Source organism: Natronoarchaeum mannanilyticum (assembly GCF_039522665.1).
GTDB lineage: Archaea > Halobacteriota > Halobacteria > Halobacteriales > Natronoarchaeaceae > Natronoarchaeum > Natronoarchaeum mannanilyticum.
The window spans coordinates 334,690-349,864 of sequence record NZ_BAAADV010000003.1; the positions used below are offsets into that span (position 1 = coordinate 334,690).

General features: G+C 69.0%; 18 protein-coding genes. 9 read left to right on the plus strand and 9 right to left on the minus strand.

The features are described 5' to 3' along the window. Nucleotides 1-34: 34 nt before the first annotated feature. Both ABDZ81_RS10230 and ABDZ81_RS10235 read left to right on the plus strand, forming a co-directional pair. The gene (locus ABDZ81_RS10230; protein ID WP_343773865.1) at nt 35-1,285 is read left to right on the plus strand and encodes an aminotransferase class V-fold PLP-dependent enzyme; all 1,251 of its coding nucleotides are present in this window, start codon (nt 35-37) and stop codon (nt 1,283-1,285) included. A 179-nt stretch (nt 1,286-1,464) separates the two neighbouring features. Beyond that, nucleotides 1,465-1,830 (plus strand): TRAM domain-containing protein, encoded by a 366-nt coding sequence (locus ABDZ81_RS10235; RefSeq protein WP_343773866.1) that lies wholly within the window; start codon nt 1,465-1,467, stop codon nt 1,828-1,830. A gap of 43 nt (nt 1,831-1,873) precedes the next feature. On the opposite strand, the gene corA is transcribed toward ABDZ81_RS10235, so the two are convergent. Together corA and ABDZ81_RS10245 are read right to left on the minus strand one after the other, a co-directional pair. Next, complete coding sequence (gene corA, locus ABDZ81_RS10240; RefSeq protein ID WP_343773867.1) at nt 1,874-2,863, minus strand: magnesium/cobalt transporter CorA; 990 nt, start codon at nt 2,861-2,863, stop codon at nt 1,874-1,876. Next, nucleotides 2,860-3,024 carry a hypothetical protein gene (locus ABDZ81_RS10245; protein WP_343773868.1) on the minus strand — a complete coding sequence of 55 codons (165 nt, stop codon included), beginning with the start codon at nt 3,022-3,024 and terminating at the stop codon, nt 2,860-2,862. Before ABDZ81_RS10245 ends, corA begins: the two co-directional genes overlap by 4 nt. A 128-nt stretch (nt 3,025-3,152) precedes the next feature. Between ABDZ81_RS10245 and ABDZ81_RS10250 the strand changes: the two genes are divergently transcribed. Then, nucleotides 3,153-4,133, plus strand: a complete 981-nt coding sequence (locus tag ABDZ81_RS10250) for a PrsW family intramembrane metalloprotease (RefSeq protein ID WP_343773869.1) — start codon at nt 3,153-3,155, stop codon at nt 4,131-4,133. Between the two features lie 459 nt (nt 4,134-4,592). Beyond that, nucleotides 4,593-5,012: a Fe-S cluster assembly sulfur transfer protein SufU gene (gene sufU, locus ABDZ81_RS10255; RefSeq protein ID WP_343773870.1), complete on the plus strand. Its 420-nt coding sequence runs from the start codon at nt 4,593-4,595 to the stop codon at nt 5,010-5,012. Between the two features lie 43 nt (nt 5,013-5,055). On the opposite strand, the gene ABDZ81_RS10260 is transcribed toward sufU, so the two are convergent. From ABDZ81_RS10260 to ABDZ81_RS10275, 4 genes are all read right to left on the minus strand, one after another. Then, a complete protein-coding gene (locus ABDZ81_RS10260; protein WP_343773871.1) occupies nt 5,056-5,868 on the minus strand; it encodes a hypothetical protein in 813 nt (270 codons plus the stop codon). 138 nt (nt 5,869-6,006) lie between these two features. Beyond that, nucleotides 6,007-6,231, minus strand: a complete 225-nt coding sequence (locus ABDZ81_RS10265; RefSeq protein WP_343773872.1) for a MarR family transcriptional regulator — start codon at nt 6,229-6,231, stop codon at nt 6,007-6,009. 99 nt (nt 6,232-6,330) lie between these two features. After that, nucleotides 6,331-7,452, minus strand: a complete 1,122-nt coding sequence (locus ABDZ81_RS10270) for a CPBP family intramembrane glutamic endopeptidase (protein WP_343773873.1) — start codon at nt 7,450-7,452, stop codon at nt 6,331-6,333. Nucleotides 7,453-7,574: 122 nt separating this feature from the next. Continuing rightward, nucleotides 7,575-8,870 (minus strand): glucose-6-phosphate isomerase, encoded by a 1,296-nt coding sequence (locus tag ABDZ81_RS10275; protein ID WP_343773874.1) that lies wholly within the window; start codon nt 8,868-8,870, stop codon nt 7,575-7,577. Between the two features lie 149 nt (nt 8,871-9,019). On the opposite strand from ABDZ81_RS10275, the gene ABDZ81_RS10280 reads away from it, so the two are divergent. Both ABDZ81_RS10280 and ABDZ81_RS10285 read left to right on the plus strand, forming a co-directional pair. Then, nucleotides 9,020-9,673, plus strand: a complete 654-nt coding sequence (locus ABDZ81_RS10280; RefSeq protein WP_343773875.1) for a DUF8056 family protein — start codon at nt 9,020-9,022, stop codon at nt 9,671-9,673. 112 nt (nt 9,674-9,785) lie between these two features. Continuing rightward, a complete protein-coding gene (locus ABDZ81_RS10285; protein WP_343773876.1) occupies nt 9,786-10,259 on the plus strand; it encodes a DUF5812 family protein in 474 nt (157 codons plus the stop codon). Nucleotides 10,260-10,264: 5 nt separating this feature from the next. Here the strand turns inward: ABDZ81_RS10285 and ABDZ81_RS10290 are convergent, their stop codons facing one another. After that, complete coding sequence (locus ABDZ81_RS10290) at nt 10,265-10,618, minus strand: DUF7968 family protein (RefSeq protein ID WP_343773878.1); 354 nt, start codon at nt 10,616-10,618, stop codon at nt 10,265-10,267. A 73-nt stretch (nt 10,619-10,691) separates the two neighbouring features. On the opposite strand from ABDZ81_RS10290, the gene ABDZ81_RS10295 reads away from it, so the two are divergent. The 3 genes from ABDZ81_RS10295 (at nt 10,692) to ABDZ81_RS10305 (ending at nt 12,860) form a co-directional block, all read left to right on the plus strand. Next, the gene (locus ABDZ81_RS10295; RefSeq protein WP_343773879.1) at nt 10,692-11,723 is read left to right on the plus strand and encodes a diacylglycerol/lipid kinase family protein; all 1,032 of its coding nucleotides are present in this window, start codon (nt 10,692-10,694) and stop codon (nt 11,721-11,723) included. Between the two features lie 64 nt (nt 11,724-11,787). Continuing rightward, nucleotides 11,788-12,351, plus strand: a complete 564-nt coding sequence (locus ABDZ81_RS10300) for an NUDIX hydrolase (protein WP_343773880.1) — start codon at nt 11,788-11,790, stop codon at nt 12,349-12,351. A gap of 200 nt (nt 12,352-12,551) precedes the next feature. Then, a complete protein-coding gene (locus tag ABDZ81_RS10305) occupies nt 12,552-12,860 on the plus strand; it encodes a DUF7853 family protein (protein WP_343773881.1) in 309 nt (102 codons plus the stop codon). A gap of 792 nt (nt 12,861-13,652) precedes the next feature. On the opposite strand, the gene ABDZ81_RS10310 is transcribed toward ABDZ81_RS10305, so the two are convergent. Together ABDZ81_RS10310 and ABDZ81_RS10315 are read right to left on the minus strand one after the other, a co-directional pair. Continuing rightward, on the minus strand, nt 13,653-14,024 hold the full coding sequence (locus tag ABDZ81_RS10310) for a DUF7977 family protein (RefSeq protein ID WP_343773882.1): 372 nt from the start codon (nt 14,022-14,024) through the stop codon (nt 13,653-13,655). Further along, entirely contained in the window at nt 14,014-15,105 is a 1,092-nt protein-coding gene (locus tag ABDZ81_RS10315) for a zinc-binding dehydrogenase (RefSeq protein ID WP_343773884.1), read from the minus strand. The genes ABDZ81_RS10310 and ABDZ81_RS10315 overlap by 11 nt, the downstream gene beginning before the upstream one ends. Between the last annotated feature and the right edge of the window lie 70 nt (nt 15,106-15,175).

Sequence of the window (15,175 nt, forward strand, 5' to 3'; positions counted from 1 at the left end):
GGAGTGTTTTGCCTGCAGTTCCTCCCTACACGTAATGGAAACGACACAGTCCGCGCCGCTCGACGTCGAGCGCATCCGCGAGGACTTCCCGATCCTCCAGCGGCGGGTCGGCGACGACGTCCAACTCGTCTACCTAGACAACGCCGCGACGACCCAGACGCCGAATCAGGTCATCGACGTGTTCGGCGACTACTACCGCGGCTACAACGCCAACGTCCACCGGGGGATCCACCACCTCAGCCAGGAGGCCTCGATCGCCTACGAGGAGGCCCACGACCGTCTGGCGGAGTTCGTCGGCGCCTCGGGCGGCCGCGAGGAGATGATCTTCACCAAAAACACCACCGAGAGCATCAACCTCGTCGCCTACGCCTGGGGACTCAACGAGCTCGGACCCGGTGACCGGGTCGTGCTCACGGAGATGGAGCACCACGCCTCGCTGGTCACCTGGCAGCAGATCGCCAAGCGCACCGGCGCCGACGTCGAGTACATCCGCGTCGACGAGGACGGCCGACTGGACATGGACCACGCCGCCGAACTCATCGACGAGGACACGCAGATGGTCGGTGCGGTCCACGTCTCGAACACGCTCGGCACCGTGAACCCGGTCGCCGACCTCGCGGAGCTGGCCCACGACAACGACGCCTACATCTTCGTCGACGGCGCCCAGGCCGTCCCGACGCGGCCGGTCGACGTCGAGGCGATCGACGCCGACTTCTACGCGTTCTCGGGCCACAAGATGGCCGGTCCAACCGGCGTCGGCGGCCTCTACGGCAAGAAGGAGATTCTCGAAGACATGGAGCCGTTCCTCTACGGCGGCGACATGATCACGAAGGTCACCTACGAGGACTCGACCTGGAACGAACTCCCCTGGAAGTACGAGGCCGGCACACCCCTGATCGCGGAAGGCATCGCGATGGCGGAAGCCGCCGACTACCTCGACGAGCTCGGGATGGAGAACATTCGGAAGCACGAACAGGAGCTCGCCGAGTACGCCTACGACCGGCTCTCGGAGTTCGACGACATCGAGATCTACGGCCCCGAACCGGGACCGGACCGCGGCGGGCTCGTCTCGTTTAATCTCGACAGCGTCCACGCCCACGACCTGGCCTCGATCATGAACGACTCGGCGGTGGCGATCCGGGCGGGCGACCACTGCACGCAGCCGCTCCACGACAAGCTCGGCGTCGCCGCCTCCGCGCGGGCGTCGTTCTACGTCTACAACACCCGCGAGGAGATCGACGTGCTGATCGACGCGATCGACGACGCCCGGGAGCTCTTCTCGTAGAGCGACCGGCGTCGTCGATCGATCGACGGTCTCGCGAGCGTAGCGAGCGAGACCTCGGAGCGGCTGCGCCGCTTCGGTGACGCCCGGGAGCTCTTCTCGTAGCGTTCTCTCGCGGGAGAAGGTGACTCTCGAAGCCCGAAGCTAGCGCATTTTTTACCCCCGGGGCCTAGCCGACCGACATGAACCTGCCGCTGGAGACGAACTACCTCCTTGCCATCGGCGTCGTGGTGCTCGGGCTGCTGGTCGCGGCGTTGGCGTGGCGCCTCCGGTCGCTCAGCTCCTCTGGGGCGTCGAAACGCGCCCACGAGGCCGCACAGGAGCGCGAACCGCCGGTCGAGAAGGGCGACGTGATCGAGGCCGGCGTCGAGGAACTGACCGATCACCACAGCGGCCGCGAGGACGCCCTCGTGAAGGTCGAGGGGTTCGTCGTGTTCGTCACCGACATCCCCGACGACGTCGAACCGGGCGATATGCTACGGGCGAAAGTGCTCTCGTTCAACCGCGAGGGCACGTCGGCGAGCGCGAAGCTACTCGAACGGCTGTAGCGCGAGACGCACGTGACGCCCGCGTTCCCGAGGGCGGCGTAGCTCAGAGCCACCCTTCCTGTCGGAAGTACGCCAGCATCACCGCGGTGACGCCGAGCATCCCCAGCATCACGGCGGGGTAGGCGTAGGTCCAGCCGAGTTCGGGCATGTTGTAGGGGCTCCCCTCGAAGTTCATCCCGTAGATACCGGCGACGAACGTCAGCGGGAGGATGATCGTCGCGACGACGGTCAGGCGCTTCATCACCTCGTTGGTGGAGGTCGACAGCGCGTTGAGGTAGATGTCCCGCGAGCCGCTGGCGAGTTCGCGGTACGTCTCGATGAGCTCGACCAGTTCGACCAGCTGGTCGTACGTGCTCCGGAAGTACTTGCGGTTGGCCTCGCGGACGTAGGTGCCCTCGTCCCACGCCAGCGCGGCGACGGCGTCCCGCGCGGGCCACAGCAGCTTCCGGAGCGCGAGCAGGTCCGCCCGGACCTCGTTGATCGTCGCCAGCGTCTCGGGCGAGGGATCCTCGACGACGGCGTCCTCGATCGCCTCGATGTGGTCCTCGACGTCGTCGATCACCCGGTAGTACTCCTCCATCAGCCGGCGGATGACGCGGTAGGCCGTGAAGTCGGGACCGCGATCGGTGAACTGCGCGGGCGAGTCGGCCGCCGCCGACCAGATCTGGTCGACGGCCGCGATCGGCTCGACCGCGTAGGTGACCAGCCAGTCCTCGCCGACGAACAGGCCGACGGTCCGGGCCTCGATCTGTTCGACCAGCGCCCCGGCGTCCGGCCCGAATCCGGGCTCGCTCAGCAGCGCGAACGTGTAGGACTCGAACGTCTCGACCTTCGCGCGCAGGTCCGAGCGGACGTCCTCGGCCGACAGCGGGTGGATGTCGAACACGTCGACGAGCTCGCCGAGCGCGTCCGGATCGGCGCCGGTGGCGTCGACCCACGACAGGCCGGGCGTGTCCCTGACCGCCGCCAGGCTCTCGCGGTCCTCGGGCGACCTGACGGTCGTTGCACCGTCGGAGACGACGAGCGCCCTCACGCTTCGACCCCCTCTCGGCCGGAGACGGCCAGCAGCGAGATGCCGATCATCACTGCCGCGACGGAAAAGGACCGGCCCGGAAACGGCCGAGCGACGCCGACGACGTACGCCGCGACGCCGCCGACCGTCAGCGCGGCGCCGGCCGCGAATGTCGCGTTCATAGCGGTCGCTCGCACGCCGGGTACAAAAACGTCGGCCGCGCGGTGGCGTTCTGCCGGGCAGGATGCCGTAGTTGCCCCGCAAGCGAGCCGCAAGAATCACCACGGTCGATCACGAAGAACGTCGGCGCATGGGAGAGAAACGCGATCCGCTGCAGGAGACCGCCGACGGGGAGCAGGACCTCTACGACGTCGCCACCTGGGAGCCCAGGTCCGCGCTCGATCGCGCGGCCGTCGGGATCCACCGGGGAATAAAGCTCGTCGCGATCTACGTCGTGATCGCGCTGGCGCTCGGGTTGCTGGTAGCGCAGCTCGCCGCGAGCGGCTACGCGATCATCGGGAATCCCTCGCTGGGCGTGCTGACGCTGCTGTCGGCCGTCCCGGCGCTGGCGCTGGTCGGGTTCCTCTGGCGCGCGGACCCGACCGTCAAGGAGCCGCTGGGACCGCTCGCCGCGACGTTCTTGCTGGCCGTGCTGTTCGCGAGCTTCGCCGCCGTCCTCAACACGATCCTCCGTATTCCCTTCTCGGCGGTGCCGGTCGTCGGTACCGTACTGTTCTTCTTCCTGATCGTCGGGCCGGTCGAGGAGACGGTCAAGCTGCTGGCGGTCCGGCTGTTCGCCTACCGGGGCGACGCGTTCCGAACGGTCGTCGACGGCGCGGTGTACGGCGCCGTCGCCGGGCTGGGCTTCGCGACGATCGAGAACTCGCTGTACATCACGCGGGAGTTCCTCGCGGCCGCGAGCGCCGGCGGGGTGGGCCAGCAACTGGAGGTGGCCGCCGGGACGGCCACCCAGCGCGCGTTCGTCGGCCCGGGCCACGTCATCTACTCGGGCTTCGCGGGCTACTACCTCGGACTGGCGAAGTTCAACCCAGACGACGCCGGCCCGATCGTCGTCAAGGGGCTTGTGATCGCGGCGCTGATCCACGCCACGTACAACACGCTCGTCGGGTTCCTGGGGCTGTCGTTCGCGGCGCTGCTCGTGTTCATCGTCGTGTACGACGGGCTGTTCGGCTACCTGCTGTACCGGAAGCTCGCCCGCTACCGCGCCGAGTACGGCCGCGCGAGCGGCGGTCAGTCGCCGCGGCGCGCCGAGGCGACGCCCGATAACTGACCGGACGCTGGATCGCAGGTGGGAGAACGAAGCTCGGCGACGCACAGATCGCGATGAGATACTCGACAAACGACCAGATATTCAACCTATATACCGACATTCTAGGAAAAATACTTTGCCGATAGTGGCGAACGACCCGACGGAGGTGTTCGATCGAGCGAAGTGACCACTCCACGACCGACGTGCGGACGCCACTGCGGGCGCACTCTCCAGATCCACTCGTCCGAACGACGCCCGCGGTTCGCGGTTCTTCCTGCCTCTCCCGGCGGAGCGGGCTGATCGACGCGGCGCGCCGATGGCTTCGGCCTCGATCCGCGCGATCCCCGACCCGCCGCGGCTTCGGATGCCACGGAGCGTGCCGGGTCGCCGCTCGTCGCCCGGGGAAACCGGCGACAGTCGAGCGGCCGAAATCCGGCGCCGGAACCCTTTTCCGCCGAAACCACCTACCCAGAACCAATCATGGGAATGGGCTCGGATATGTATCGACAGCAGATCCTCGACCACTACAAGAACCCCCGGAACTACGGGGAGCTCGAGGACCCCACCTACACGCACGTCGGCGAGAACCCGATGTGCGGCGACGAGATCCGGATGGACGTCGCGCTCGACGAGGAGTCGGGCGAGATCGAGCGCGTCGCGTTCCAGGGCGACGGCTGCGCGATCAGCCAGGCCAGCGCCAGCATGCTCTCCTCGGAACTCCAGGGAACGTCGATCGAGGAGCTGATGGAGATGGATCGGGACGACGTCACCGAGATGCTGGGCGTCGACATCAGCCCGATGCGGGTCAAGTGCGCCGTGCTCGCCGAGAAGGTCGCCCAGGACGGCTACGAGATCTACGAGGGCGAGAAGGACCTCGACAAGACCTCGACCGAGGAGTAGCGACGTCGCTTTTTTGGTCGCGATCGGCGGTTCGGTCCGCGGCTCAGAGCATCACTTCGCCGTCCCTGAGTAGATCGTTCTCGGTCCGCCTGGCCTCCGCGCCGGCGTCGACGAGCCGGGGCGTCTCGATCGATTCCGAGAACCTGTCGGGGTCCGGCTCGACGCGCCGGAGCATCGTCGAGAACGTCGAGTCGCGGCGCCCGCCCGCCATGACGATACCGCCGTATTTTCGCTCCTCGAACGCACTCTCGTCGGGGTCGGGAAACTCGTCGCGGATGATCTGGGCGGTCTCCCGGAGGTACTTCGCGGCCTGTTTCTGCGAGTATCGACTCTCCTCGTAGTAGGTCTCGACGTGATCGTCGTCCAGCTCCTCCGAGAGGTGGGCCGGCGACTCGTAGAGCACCGACTCCGTCGTCGCGTGCCCGCTGGCGAACCGGATGTTCACGGTGAAGCTGTTGGGATACCGGACGATGACCGGGAAAAACAGCATCTCCGTGACGGTGGCACGCTGCTGAATCCGCCAGAGTCCCTCGAGATAGTACGACGCCAGTCGCCCGACCCGGTCGTCGCGCTCGCCGCGCTGGGCGGCTCTCGCGACCGTCTCGTAGTCCTCGCCCGCGAATCGTTCGAGGCGCCGCTCGAAGCTCTCGGCGACGCGTTCCAGTTCCCGCTCGTAGGCTTCGAGGAGAGGAACGTCCGGATCCGCGAGCAGTTCGGCCTTCCGCTCCCGCCCCTCCGCGACCGCCATCATGTTCTCGTGGAACAGCCGCTCGGCGTCGGCGTCGGGCAGCGGCGTCCTGACGGCGTTGTGGTGCAGGACGGAGGCGTCGCCGTTGAACCGCTGCCGCTCTTCCATGCGAGAGCCTTGTAACCGAGGCGTCAAGAATCGGACGGGACGTGTGTTACCAGTCGTCGGAGTCGCGCTACGGCTCGAGGAGCGGGGATCGCGCTACGGCTCGACGAGCGGCGATCGAGACCCCGCCTTCGCGCCGGATCAGCGCGGCCGACAGCGGAACGCGTTGCCGCGGCGCTCGACGTGCTCGCGGCTGTGGAGCGTGTCGAGGATGCTCATGAGCGCGATCTTCTTGAGCCCGAGCGCGTGCTGGATGTCCGCGACGGTGCTCCACCCCGCCGTCGAGAGGTGGAGGTACACCAGCTTCGCGCGGGGCGAGTCCAGCTCGTCGGGAACGCGCGCGGCGGTGGCTCCGGGCTGTTGCATGGTTCGTGTGAAACTACCGAGGGATCGAGCTAAAAACGTATGTGGGCGTTTGGGCCGATCCGGTTTCCGAATGGTTGCGTCGCCGAGCGCGCAGGACGGTCAGATGAACTCGACGCCGCTGGTGATCGCGACGTACAGCGCGGCGTACTGAAAGGCGTTGAACGCGCCGTGGATCAGCGCCGGGATGACGACGTTTTCGGTGCGAGCGAAGGCGAAGCCCAGCACGATCGACAGCGGAACGATCAGCAGGAGACTGCCGATCGTCTCGAGCAAGCCGCCGGTGGCGTACGCCGGGAAGTGAACCAGGGCGAACAGCGCGCTGGTCACCAGCACCGCGCCGGTCCGAGAGAACGAGTCGTACAGCGACTTCTGGATCACGTTGCGGTACAGCAGTTCCTCGCCGGGGCCGACCAGCAGCACCGAGGGGAGGATCAGCCACAGCAGGATTGCGGGGTCGTTCTCGCGGGCGGTCTGGACGATCCCGTGCTCGGCCGATGAGAAACCCAGTACGTCGATCAACTCGGCGCCGACGAGCAACACGAGCAGCAGGACGACGAACCCGCCGACGCCGTAGACGACGTCGCGAGTGTCGGGCCAGTCGACGTCGAGAAAGCCGAGGCCGCGGTCGGTGCCGTCCAGATAGCCCAGCACGACGGTTGCGCTACCCAGCCCGGTCGCGACCGTGCTGAGCAGGATTCGCGTGCCGGGAGTCGTCGAGCCGGCGACGCCCGCGGCGATCGAGACCAGCAGCGTGTTCCAGAGCGTGATCCCCAGCAGCCCGAGGACGCCGACGATCGTCCCCGTGACGGTCAGCTGCACGCGGTCGAGCACGTCGTCGGCGTCGAAGCCGAGTCCGTCGACGAGCGCGGCGAGACCGGCGACGGCGCCGGCGGCGACTGCGACGGTGGGCCAGACGCCCGGATCGTCGCCAGCGCCGACCGTCCGGACGGCGACGCCGAGGGCGTACAGGGCGACGGCGACGCTCGCGACGCCGGCGGCGAGGCTCACCTCTATCCGGCCGAGGAGCTCGTACCGGCGGGCGAGAAACGCCGCGATCGCGGCCAGCGCCAGCGCCGCCGCGATCGGCGTCAGGCTGGCCGATTCACCGGCGATGGGGATTTCGGCGGTCAGCGTCCCCGAATCCGGCCACGGCTGGAGCGCCGCGACGAGCGCGAGCCCGGAGAGGACGAGGCCGACGCCGGAGGCGTACCGTTCGCTCATGCTCCAACGCAGAGGCGTCGCTACCAAAGAACCAGCGTTATCGGATCCGCGAGGTGACGCCGTCGCACGGGACGACGCCTGTAGTCGTCACGACGACGCGGGCGGCCGTCACGACGACGCCGTCACTCCACGAGCAGTTGCTCTTTGTCCTCGACGGCGTCGGCTTCGGGGTACTCGCCCTCGGCGCCGAGCAGCCCGCGCGCGGCGTTTTTACCCCACTCGACGGCGGGCTGGACGAACGTGTCGACGCCGTGGAGCTCGCCCGCCAGCACGCAGGCGGCTTCCATGCCGTAGAGCAACTGGCCCAGTCCGCGCTCGTCGACGCGGTCGAGCTCGACGCGGACGTTCGGGCGCCCCGCCGCGGCGAGGCTGGCCTCGGTCGCCTCGAACTCGGCGTCGAGCAGCTCGCCCAGCGTGGCGTCGCCCAGATACGACAGTCCCTCGACGTCCGTCTCGGGGATCGTCCGGTCGGCGCGCTCGCGCGGCCGGACGAACGTGACCATCGTGTTGCGCGGGCCCGCCCGGTAGAGCTGGAGCTGAGAGTGCTGATCGGTCGCGCCCAGCGCGCGCACCGGCGTCTGTCCCAGCCCGTCCTTGCCGAGACTCTCGGCCCACAGCTGCGCGTACCACTCGGCGTACGTCTCCAGCCCCTCGGCGTAGGGCAGCATCGCGTTGATCGAGGCGCCCCGGTTGTCCAGCGCGTAGGTCGTGGCGCCGTAGGCGTACGCCGGCGATTCGAACAGCGAGCCCGACAGGTTCCGGGCGACGTCGCGGCCGCCCGCCAGCAGCGCCTCGACGTCGTCGCCGCGGATCGCCGCCGCGGCGAGGCCCACCGTCGATAACACCGAGAATCGGCCCGGGACACCATCAGGAACCTTCAGCACGGGCAGGTCGTGGGTGTCGGCCAGATCCCGCAGCGGCCCCGCCTCGCCGGTCGTGACGACTGTGCGCTCCGTCCAGTCGACGCCCGCGTCCTCGAACGCCTCGCGGACGACCAGAAAGTTCGCCAGCGTCTCGGCCGTGGTCCCCGAGCGCGAGACGACGTTGATCGCGGTGTCGGCGAGCGGAAGCCCCTCGAGGAGGTCGTTCGTGTGCTCGGGATCGACGTTGTCGAGCACGTGCGTCTCGACGTCGCTGTCGAGCGCGTCGGCCAGCGTGGCGGCACCCAGCGCGGAGCCGCCGATACCGACGATCACCAGCGCCTCGGCGTCCGCGACCGGCTCGACGGTCGCCGTGATCGCGTCGGGATCGGCCGTCTCGGGCAGGTTCAGCGCCGCGTAGCCGTGCTCGTCGTTCGCTCGTCCCCGCTCGATGCGCTCGTGGGCCGCCGCCACGTCCTCGTCGAGGCGTTCCAGCGACGCCCGCGAGACGCCCGGCGAGGCGACCGACGACAGCGCGTTACCCAGATCGACGTACATACGCGAACCCTGAGCGCCGGGAGAGAAAAACCCGCCGGGGTGAGTTTGCGGAGGGCGTCGCAGGCCAACCGGTCGGACCGACCCCCGAGAGCGGTCTCCGGCGACCGACACCGCGGCGTTTAACCCCGGTCCGCCCCAAGTTTCGCGGAATGACCGACGGCGACGTCAGTAACGGGGCGGACGGCGATGCCGCGGCCGCGGACGGCGGTACCGGAGACGCCGCGACGCCGGACGGCGGAGCTGCAGGCGCCACGGCCGCGGACGGCGGGACGGTCGACGCCGACGCCGCGGACGACGACCGGTCGGCGTCGTACAGCGCGCTCCGCCGGGCGCTCGGACGGTCGCGACGGGAGAGCGAGTCGCTGACGCTGCGGACGTACGTATGGGTCAGCGCGCTGGTCGGCCTGCTGTTGGTGCTGACGGTCCTGCTGGCGCTGCCGGTCTGGATCGCCGAGACGGTGGGTCACACCGCACTCAACAAGATTTCTCGGGGCGTGTTGCCAGTGGTAGTGCTGGGCCTGCTCGTGCCGCTGTTCGCGCCCGCCGTCTACGTCGCCCGGAACCACCGGCGAGGAACCGCAACGCGGCGTCGCGACGCCGCGCTGGGGGTGGCGGGCTACTTGTACGTGTTCTCGATCTACCTCGCGCTGGTCGTCTCGGCGCCCGCGGAGTTCCGATCGGAACCGTCCGGCGCGCTCGCGCCGGCGATCGAACTCGCCTACTCGCTGCCGCCGCTGTACAGCCTGGCGGTGCCGATCCTGGGCGCGCTGGTGATCGCTCTGGTCCAGCGGGTCGTCCGGTAGCGGCGCCGGGACCGGCCGACGCCGGCGTCGGCGCGCCCGGCGGGACGCCGCAACCGATCCGGCCGACGCCGCCTCGAAAGCCCGAAGTGTGCGCCGGCGCCTACACGACCGTATGACCGAGAAGACCGGAACCTTCCTCGTCACGCACGCCGACGAGGGGTCGGCGGTGTTGCGCGACGTGAGCGACGGGCAGGTCCACACGATGGCGTCGAACCCGGACGTGGAAGAACGGGACGTCCTCGAGGCGACGATCCGTCCCCAGCCGCCGATGGAGGTCGCCTGGGAGGTCGTCGAGGTCGAGGAGCGGCGCGCCGTCGAACTCGTCGACACCGACCTCTCGCCGACGACGCAGGCGATGGAGATCGCCGCCGAACAGGCCGTCGGCGAGGTCGAGCGCGTCGATCGCGCCGGCGACGGCGAGATTCACGTGCTGTCGGTGCCGCCCGAGCGCACCGCCGACGCCGCCGCGGACGTGCTCGACGATACGGGAACTCTCGAACGCGCCGCGCGGCTCGGCGCCGTCCGCGTCGAGGTCAGGGCCGACGACGACGAGGGCGTCGTGAACGTGCGCTACCTGCCGGACTGACTCGGTCAGTCCGACCCCGGCGGTTCGTTCGCCGTCGACGGGCCGCCGGCGCTCTGGACGCGCCAGCTCCCCTCGATCCCGCAGGCCTCGCGCACCTCGAAGTCGAACGCGGTGTCGGCGTCGACCGTCGAACCTCCCTCGACGCGCTCGACCCGAAGCGGGACGTCCAGCGTGTTGCCACAGCAGCCCACGCCGACGAACTCCTCCCAGACGTCGCCCTCCTGGGCAGTCTCACGGGTGCGCCGGAGGAACGCCCGGAACGACGAGCGGTCGACCTGGCGGCGGCCCCAGTCGCTGAGGTCGGCTGGGTAGGAGACGACCACGCGCGTCGCGGCGTCGGTGCGAGGTTCTGTGCTCATACGCGCGCTACGGTCCCGACCGGCATAGGTTCGACGCCCGACGCCTTTTGCCCCGTCTCTCGAACTGGGGACCATGGGGGACGACGGGACGGAGCGTCGATTCGAAGCGCTCGACGACGGGGCGGGAGTCAGGACCGACGGCTGCGACGCCGAGCGCGTGCTCGTGTTGAACCCGGCTGCCGGAACCGGCGACCACGTCGCCGAGGTGCGCTCGCGCGCCGCCGAACACGGGTTCGACGTCCGCGAGACCGAGGGCGAGGGCGACGCCGTCGAGTTCGCCCGCGAGGCCGCGGCGGCGGGCGCGTCAGTCGTGGCGGCGGCGGGCGGCGACGGGACGCTCAACGAGGTCGTCCGCGGTATCCAGGCGGCGGAGAAACTCGGCGAGGTCGCGTTCGCGGTCGTTCCCGCCGGGACGGGCAACAACTTCGCGTCGAACGTCGGCATCGGCGGGATCGCCGACGCGTTCCGGGCGATAGAGCGGGGCGAAGTCAGGGAGATCGATGTCGGGACGGCCAACGACGGGCTCTTCCTGAACTCCTGCGTGGCCGGGCTGACCGCCGACGCCAGCGCGGCGACCGACAGCGAGATGAAAGAGCGGCTGGGCGTGCTCGCGTACGTGCTGACGACGATCCGGCACCTGCCGGACTACGACGGGCTGCCGCTGCGCGTCCGGACCGACGAGGTGGTCGACGAGGCGATCGAACCGGCCGACGCCGAGCCCGACGCCGACGCGACGGCGCGCGATCCCGACTGGGAGGGCCGGGCGCTGATGGTGCTGATCGGCAACGCCCGGCGGTTCCCCGGGCAGGGATGGCCCGCGCCGGGAAACGCCGAAGACGGGCTGCTGGACGTGACCGTCGTCGCCGGCCAGCCCTCCGGCGACCTGCTCGGAGACGGCGCGCTCGGCCGGCTGCTCGCCGGCGAGGAGACGGCGATGCACCGGCTCCGGGCGCCCGCGCTCTCGATCGAGTCGCTCGACGACGAGCCGATCCAGTTCAGCCTCGACGGCGAGATGGTGTCGACGCCGTCGCTCGACGTTTCGATCGAGCGGCGACGGCTCCCGCTGTTCGTCGGCGAGGGGTACGATCCGGAGCCGACCTCGTGAATCCGTCACAGTGAGCCACGAAGAACCGAAGGGAGTTTCAATCCGGTCGGAGATGATAGCCGTAATGAGCACGCAGAACGCCGACGAGCCGGCACACGAGAACGCCGAGCAGGACGTGATCGCCGTCGACGCCGACGACAACCCCGAGGGACTGGTGAACCGACTGGACGCCCACACCGGCGACGGGATCCGCCACCGCGCCTTTACCTCGCTGGTGTTCGACGGCGAGGGCAACATCCTGCTGGCCCAGCGCGCCGCCAACAAGCGCCTCTGGGACACCCACTGGGACGGCACAGTCGCCTCCCACCCCGTCGAGGGCCAGACCCAGAAGGAGGCCACCCGCCAGCGCCTCGACGAAGAGTTGGGGATCTCGCCCGACCAGTACGACGATCTGCGCGTGACCGACCGGTTCGAGTACAAGCGCTACTACGAGAACGCGGGCGTCGAGCACGAGGTTTGCGCGGTGCTCAAACTCACGCTCGACGACACCTCTCTCGACCCCGACGAGGAGGAGGTCGCCGGCCTGATGTGGGTCCCCTACGAGCGTCTGCACGAACACCCCGAGTGGTACCGCCAGCTCCGCCTCTGCCCCTGGTTCGAGATCGCGATGCGCCGCGACGTCCGGTAAGTAACGCGCGCGACGATCACTTTCTCGCGAGGCACCCTGTTCCCGCAGTCGAAGCGCCAGCCGTAACGCTGATAAGGTATGTTAACACGTGGCAAGGATTTATAACCCGTCCCGACTAACTCGTACGTAGGGGCAGGTGAACGGCCCCGCGACAGACCATGAGTACCACCGCACGACGGCGTGACGCGACCCGAGTCGACATGAGCCGCGCAGAACAGTGGGTCGTCCACCACGTCATGCTGCAGCAGGTCGAAGCGCACCGGGAGGACGGCGAGTCCCCGCCCTGGTGGGCGATCAACGCGATCGAAAAGCTCGAAGACCGGCCGGTAGAGGAGTCGACGGCCGGCACCGACCGACCGTTCACCTGCTATGAGGCCTGGCGCCTCCGCCGTGCGCTCTCCGAGTACGCCGAACAGCCGGAAACGCCGGAGGACGACGTCGCCGCCGCGGTGGGGCTCGTCCGACGGCTCGACGAGACGTTCGTCGAACCGCCGACCGCGCTGAACTGATCGACTGGCGGATATTCTCGGCTCGTTTTTCGGTGTGGTCGCCTCGATAACGGCTACTGCCGAGCTGGTGGTCTTGAATTACCCGCTGGATACGCTCCGAAAGTCGCCGCCGCGCTCTCTGGGACAGCACTAGACGATAACGCCCTGAAAGCCCCCGCCACGCTCGACCGGTTGCGACTCGCTGCGCTCCTCGCTCCTTTCAGTCGCTGTGGTGCTTGCGTCGTCTCACCGGATCGAGCCCGACGGCCCCTTTCATTCCCACCCAACCGCAGCCTCGTCCTCCCCAACCGACTCCTTCGGTCGCGCTGCTCCCTCAGTCGTCCCTCGCGCGCCGCTGTCTCGTCACAGGGACTCGACAGCGCGCGCCACCGCAGCCGCGGGGCCGGGCGCGACCTTGTGTCGCGCCCCGGGGGAGGGCCGGGGTTGCGCGTGGTCGCAACGCGACCCGCGCACTGCGGTGGCTGTTCCTGGCGTCCTGCCGAGCGCAGCGAGGCAGGGCTCGGAAGACGAGCGTAGCGAGTCTTCCGGCGGAATGAAAGGGCGAGGGCCGGTGGCCCGTTCTCAGGGGGCTCTATCCGAACGCAGTGAGGATATCTCCCTGAGAACGGGCGAGCGGACCGAGGGCTTTCAAGATGTTATCGTCGGTAGCTGTTGCAATTGATAGGAGCCGCCCGAGAGCTTTCGAGGAGGTCCTGTTAGCAGAACAAGAAATTATACCAGGGGCGGTACAAGAGCTCTCAGAGCCGGATTGACCGGCGCGATTCCGGCAGTCGCAAGGAATACGTCGACAGTTCAAGGCCGCGTCGTCGCCCACACCGCCACGACGCCGAGGAACAGCGCCGGAAGTAGCGGGAACACGATCAGCGTCGGAATGTACGGCAGTTGGGGCGGGCGCAGGTACGTGACGATCGGCGCCACGACGAACGAAAAGAAGATGACGCCGACGAGCGTCCAGCCGCGCCAGTCGAACTCGCGGTCGGCGTCGTCCGGGTGGGGTCGATCGGCAGCGTCGCCGGACTCCGCGCCGTCCTCGACCCGCTCGCCGTCGGCGTTGAACGCGGACGGATCGTGGGTGTACGCGTCGCTCGACGATCCGGCGGCGTCCCGCGCGTCAGCATCGCCCACCGATCCGGCGTCGCCCGCGCCGTCTCCCTCAGAGTTCACTGTCGGGTCTTACGACCACTTTGCCAAAGCCCTCACGGTTCTCCAGTAGCTCGTGAGCCCTGGCCGTCTCGCTCATCGGCAGCGTCTCGCGGATCCGCACCTCGAAGGTGCCGTCCCAGACGCGTTCGAGAACGTCGTCGATCTCGCCGGGCGTCGCCATCGTCGAGCCGAGCACGCTGAGCTGGTTCCAGAAGATGCGGTTGATGTTGGTCTCGGGCGCGTGGCCCGTCGTCGCGCCGCAGGTGACCAGCCGGCCGCCCTTCGCGAGGCTGGCCAGCGAGTCGGACCACGTGTCGGCGCCGACGTGGTCGACGACGACGTCGACGCCGTCGTCAGAACGCCTGCGTTCTGACGGCCCATCAGACGTAGTCTGATGACCGCGCTTCCCGGTGATGGCGCGGATCTCGTCGGCGAAGTCGTCTTCCTCGTAGTTGATCGCCGCCTCGGCGCCGAGTTCCTCGGCGTACCGGCACTTCTCGTCGGAGCCGCCGGTCGCGTACACCGTCGCGCCGGCGTAGTCGGCGATCTGGACCGCGGCGTGGCCGACGCCGCCGCTGGCCCCGAGCACGAGCACCGTCTCGCCCGGCTCGACGTCGGCGCGCGTCATCAGCATGCGCCAAGCGGTCTGGAAGACGAGCGGCGCGGCCGCCGCGGTCTCCCAGTCGACGCCCTCGGGCACCGCGACCAGAGTCTCCTCGGGGATCGCCGCGAGTTCGGAGTGGACGCCGCGAACGTGCTCGCCGACGATGTGGTAGTTGACGCACTGGGGCTCTTCGCCGTGGCGGCAGTACTCGCACTCGCCGCAGTACCGGCCCGCCGTGAGCGCGACCCGATCGCCCGGTTCGAACCGCGAGACGTGCTCGCCGACAGCCTCGACGACGCCGGCGCCGTCGCTGCCCGGAACGTGGGGCATCTCCAGGTCCAGCCCCGGCATCCCGCGGCGCGTCCAGACGTCGAGGTGGTTGAGCGCGCCCGCCTTCACGTCGACGAGCACGTCGTCGGCGCCGATCTCCGGGTCGGGGAACTCGCCGTACTCGACGACGTCGGTACCGCCGTGGTCGGTGAATTTGACTGCGTCCATGCGCGAGTGGTCGTCCGGCGCGGTGAAAACAGTACGCGACGGGGACGGCGTCGCCGGTTTCGGATCGGCC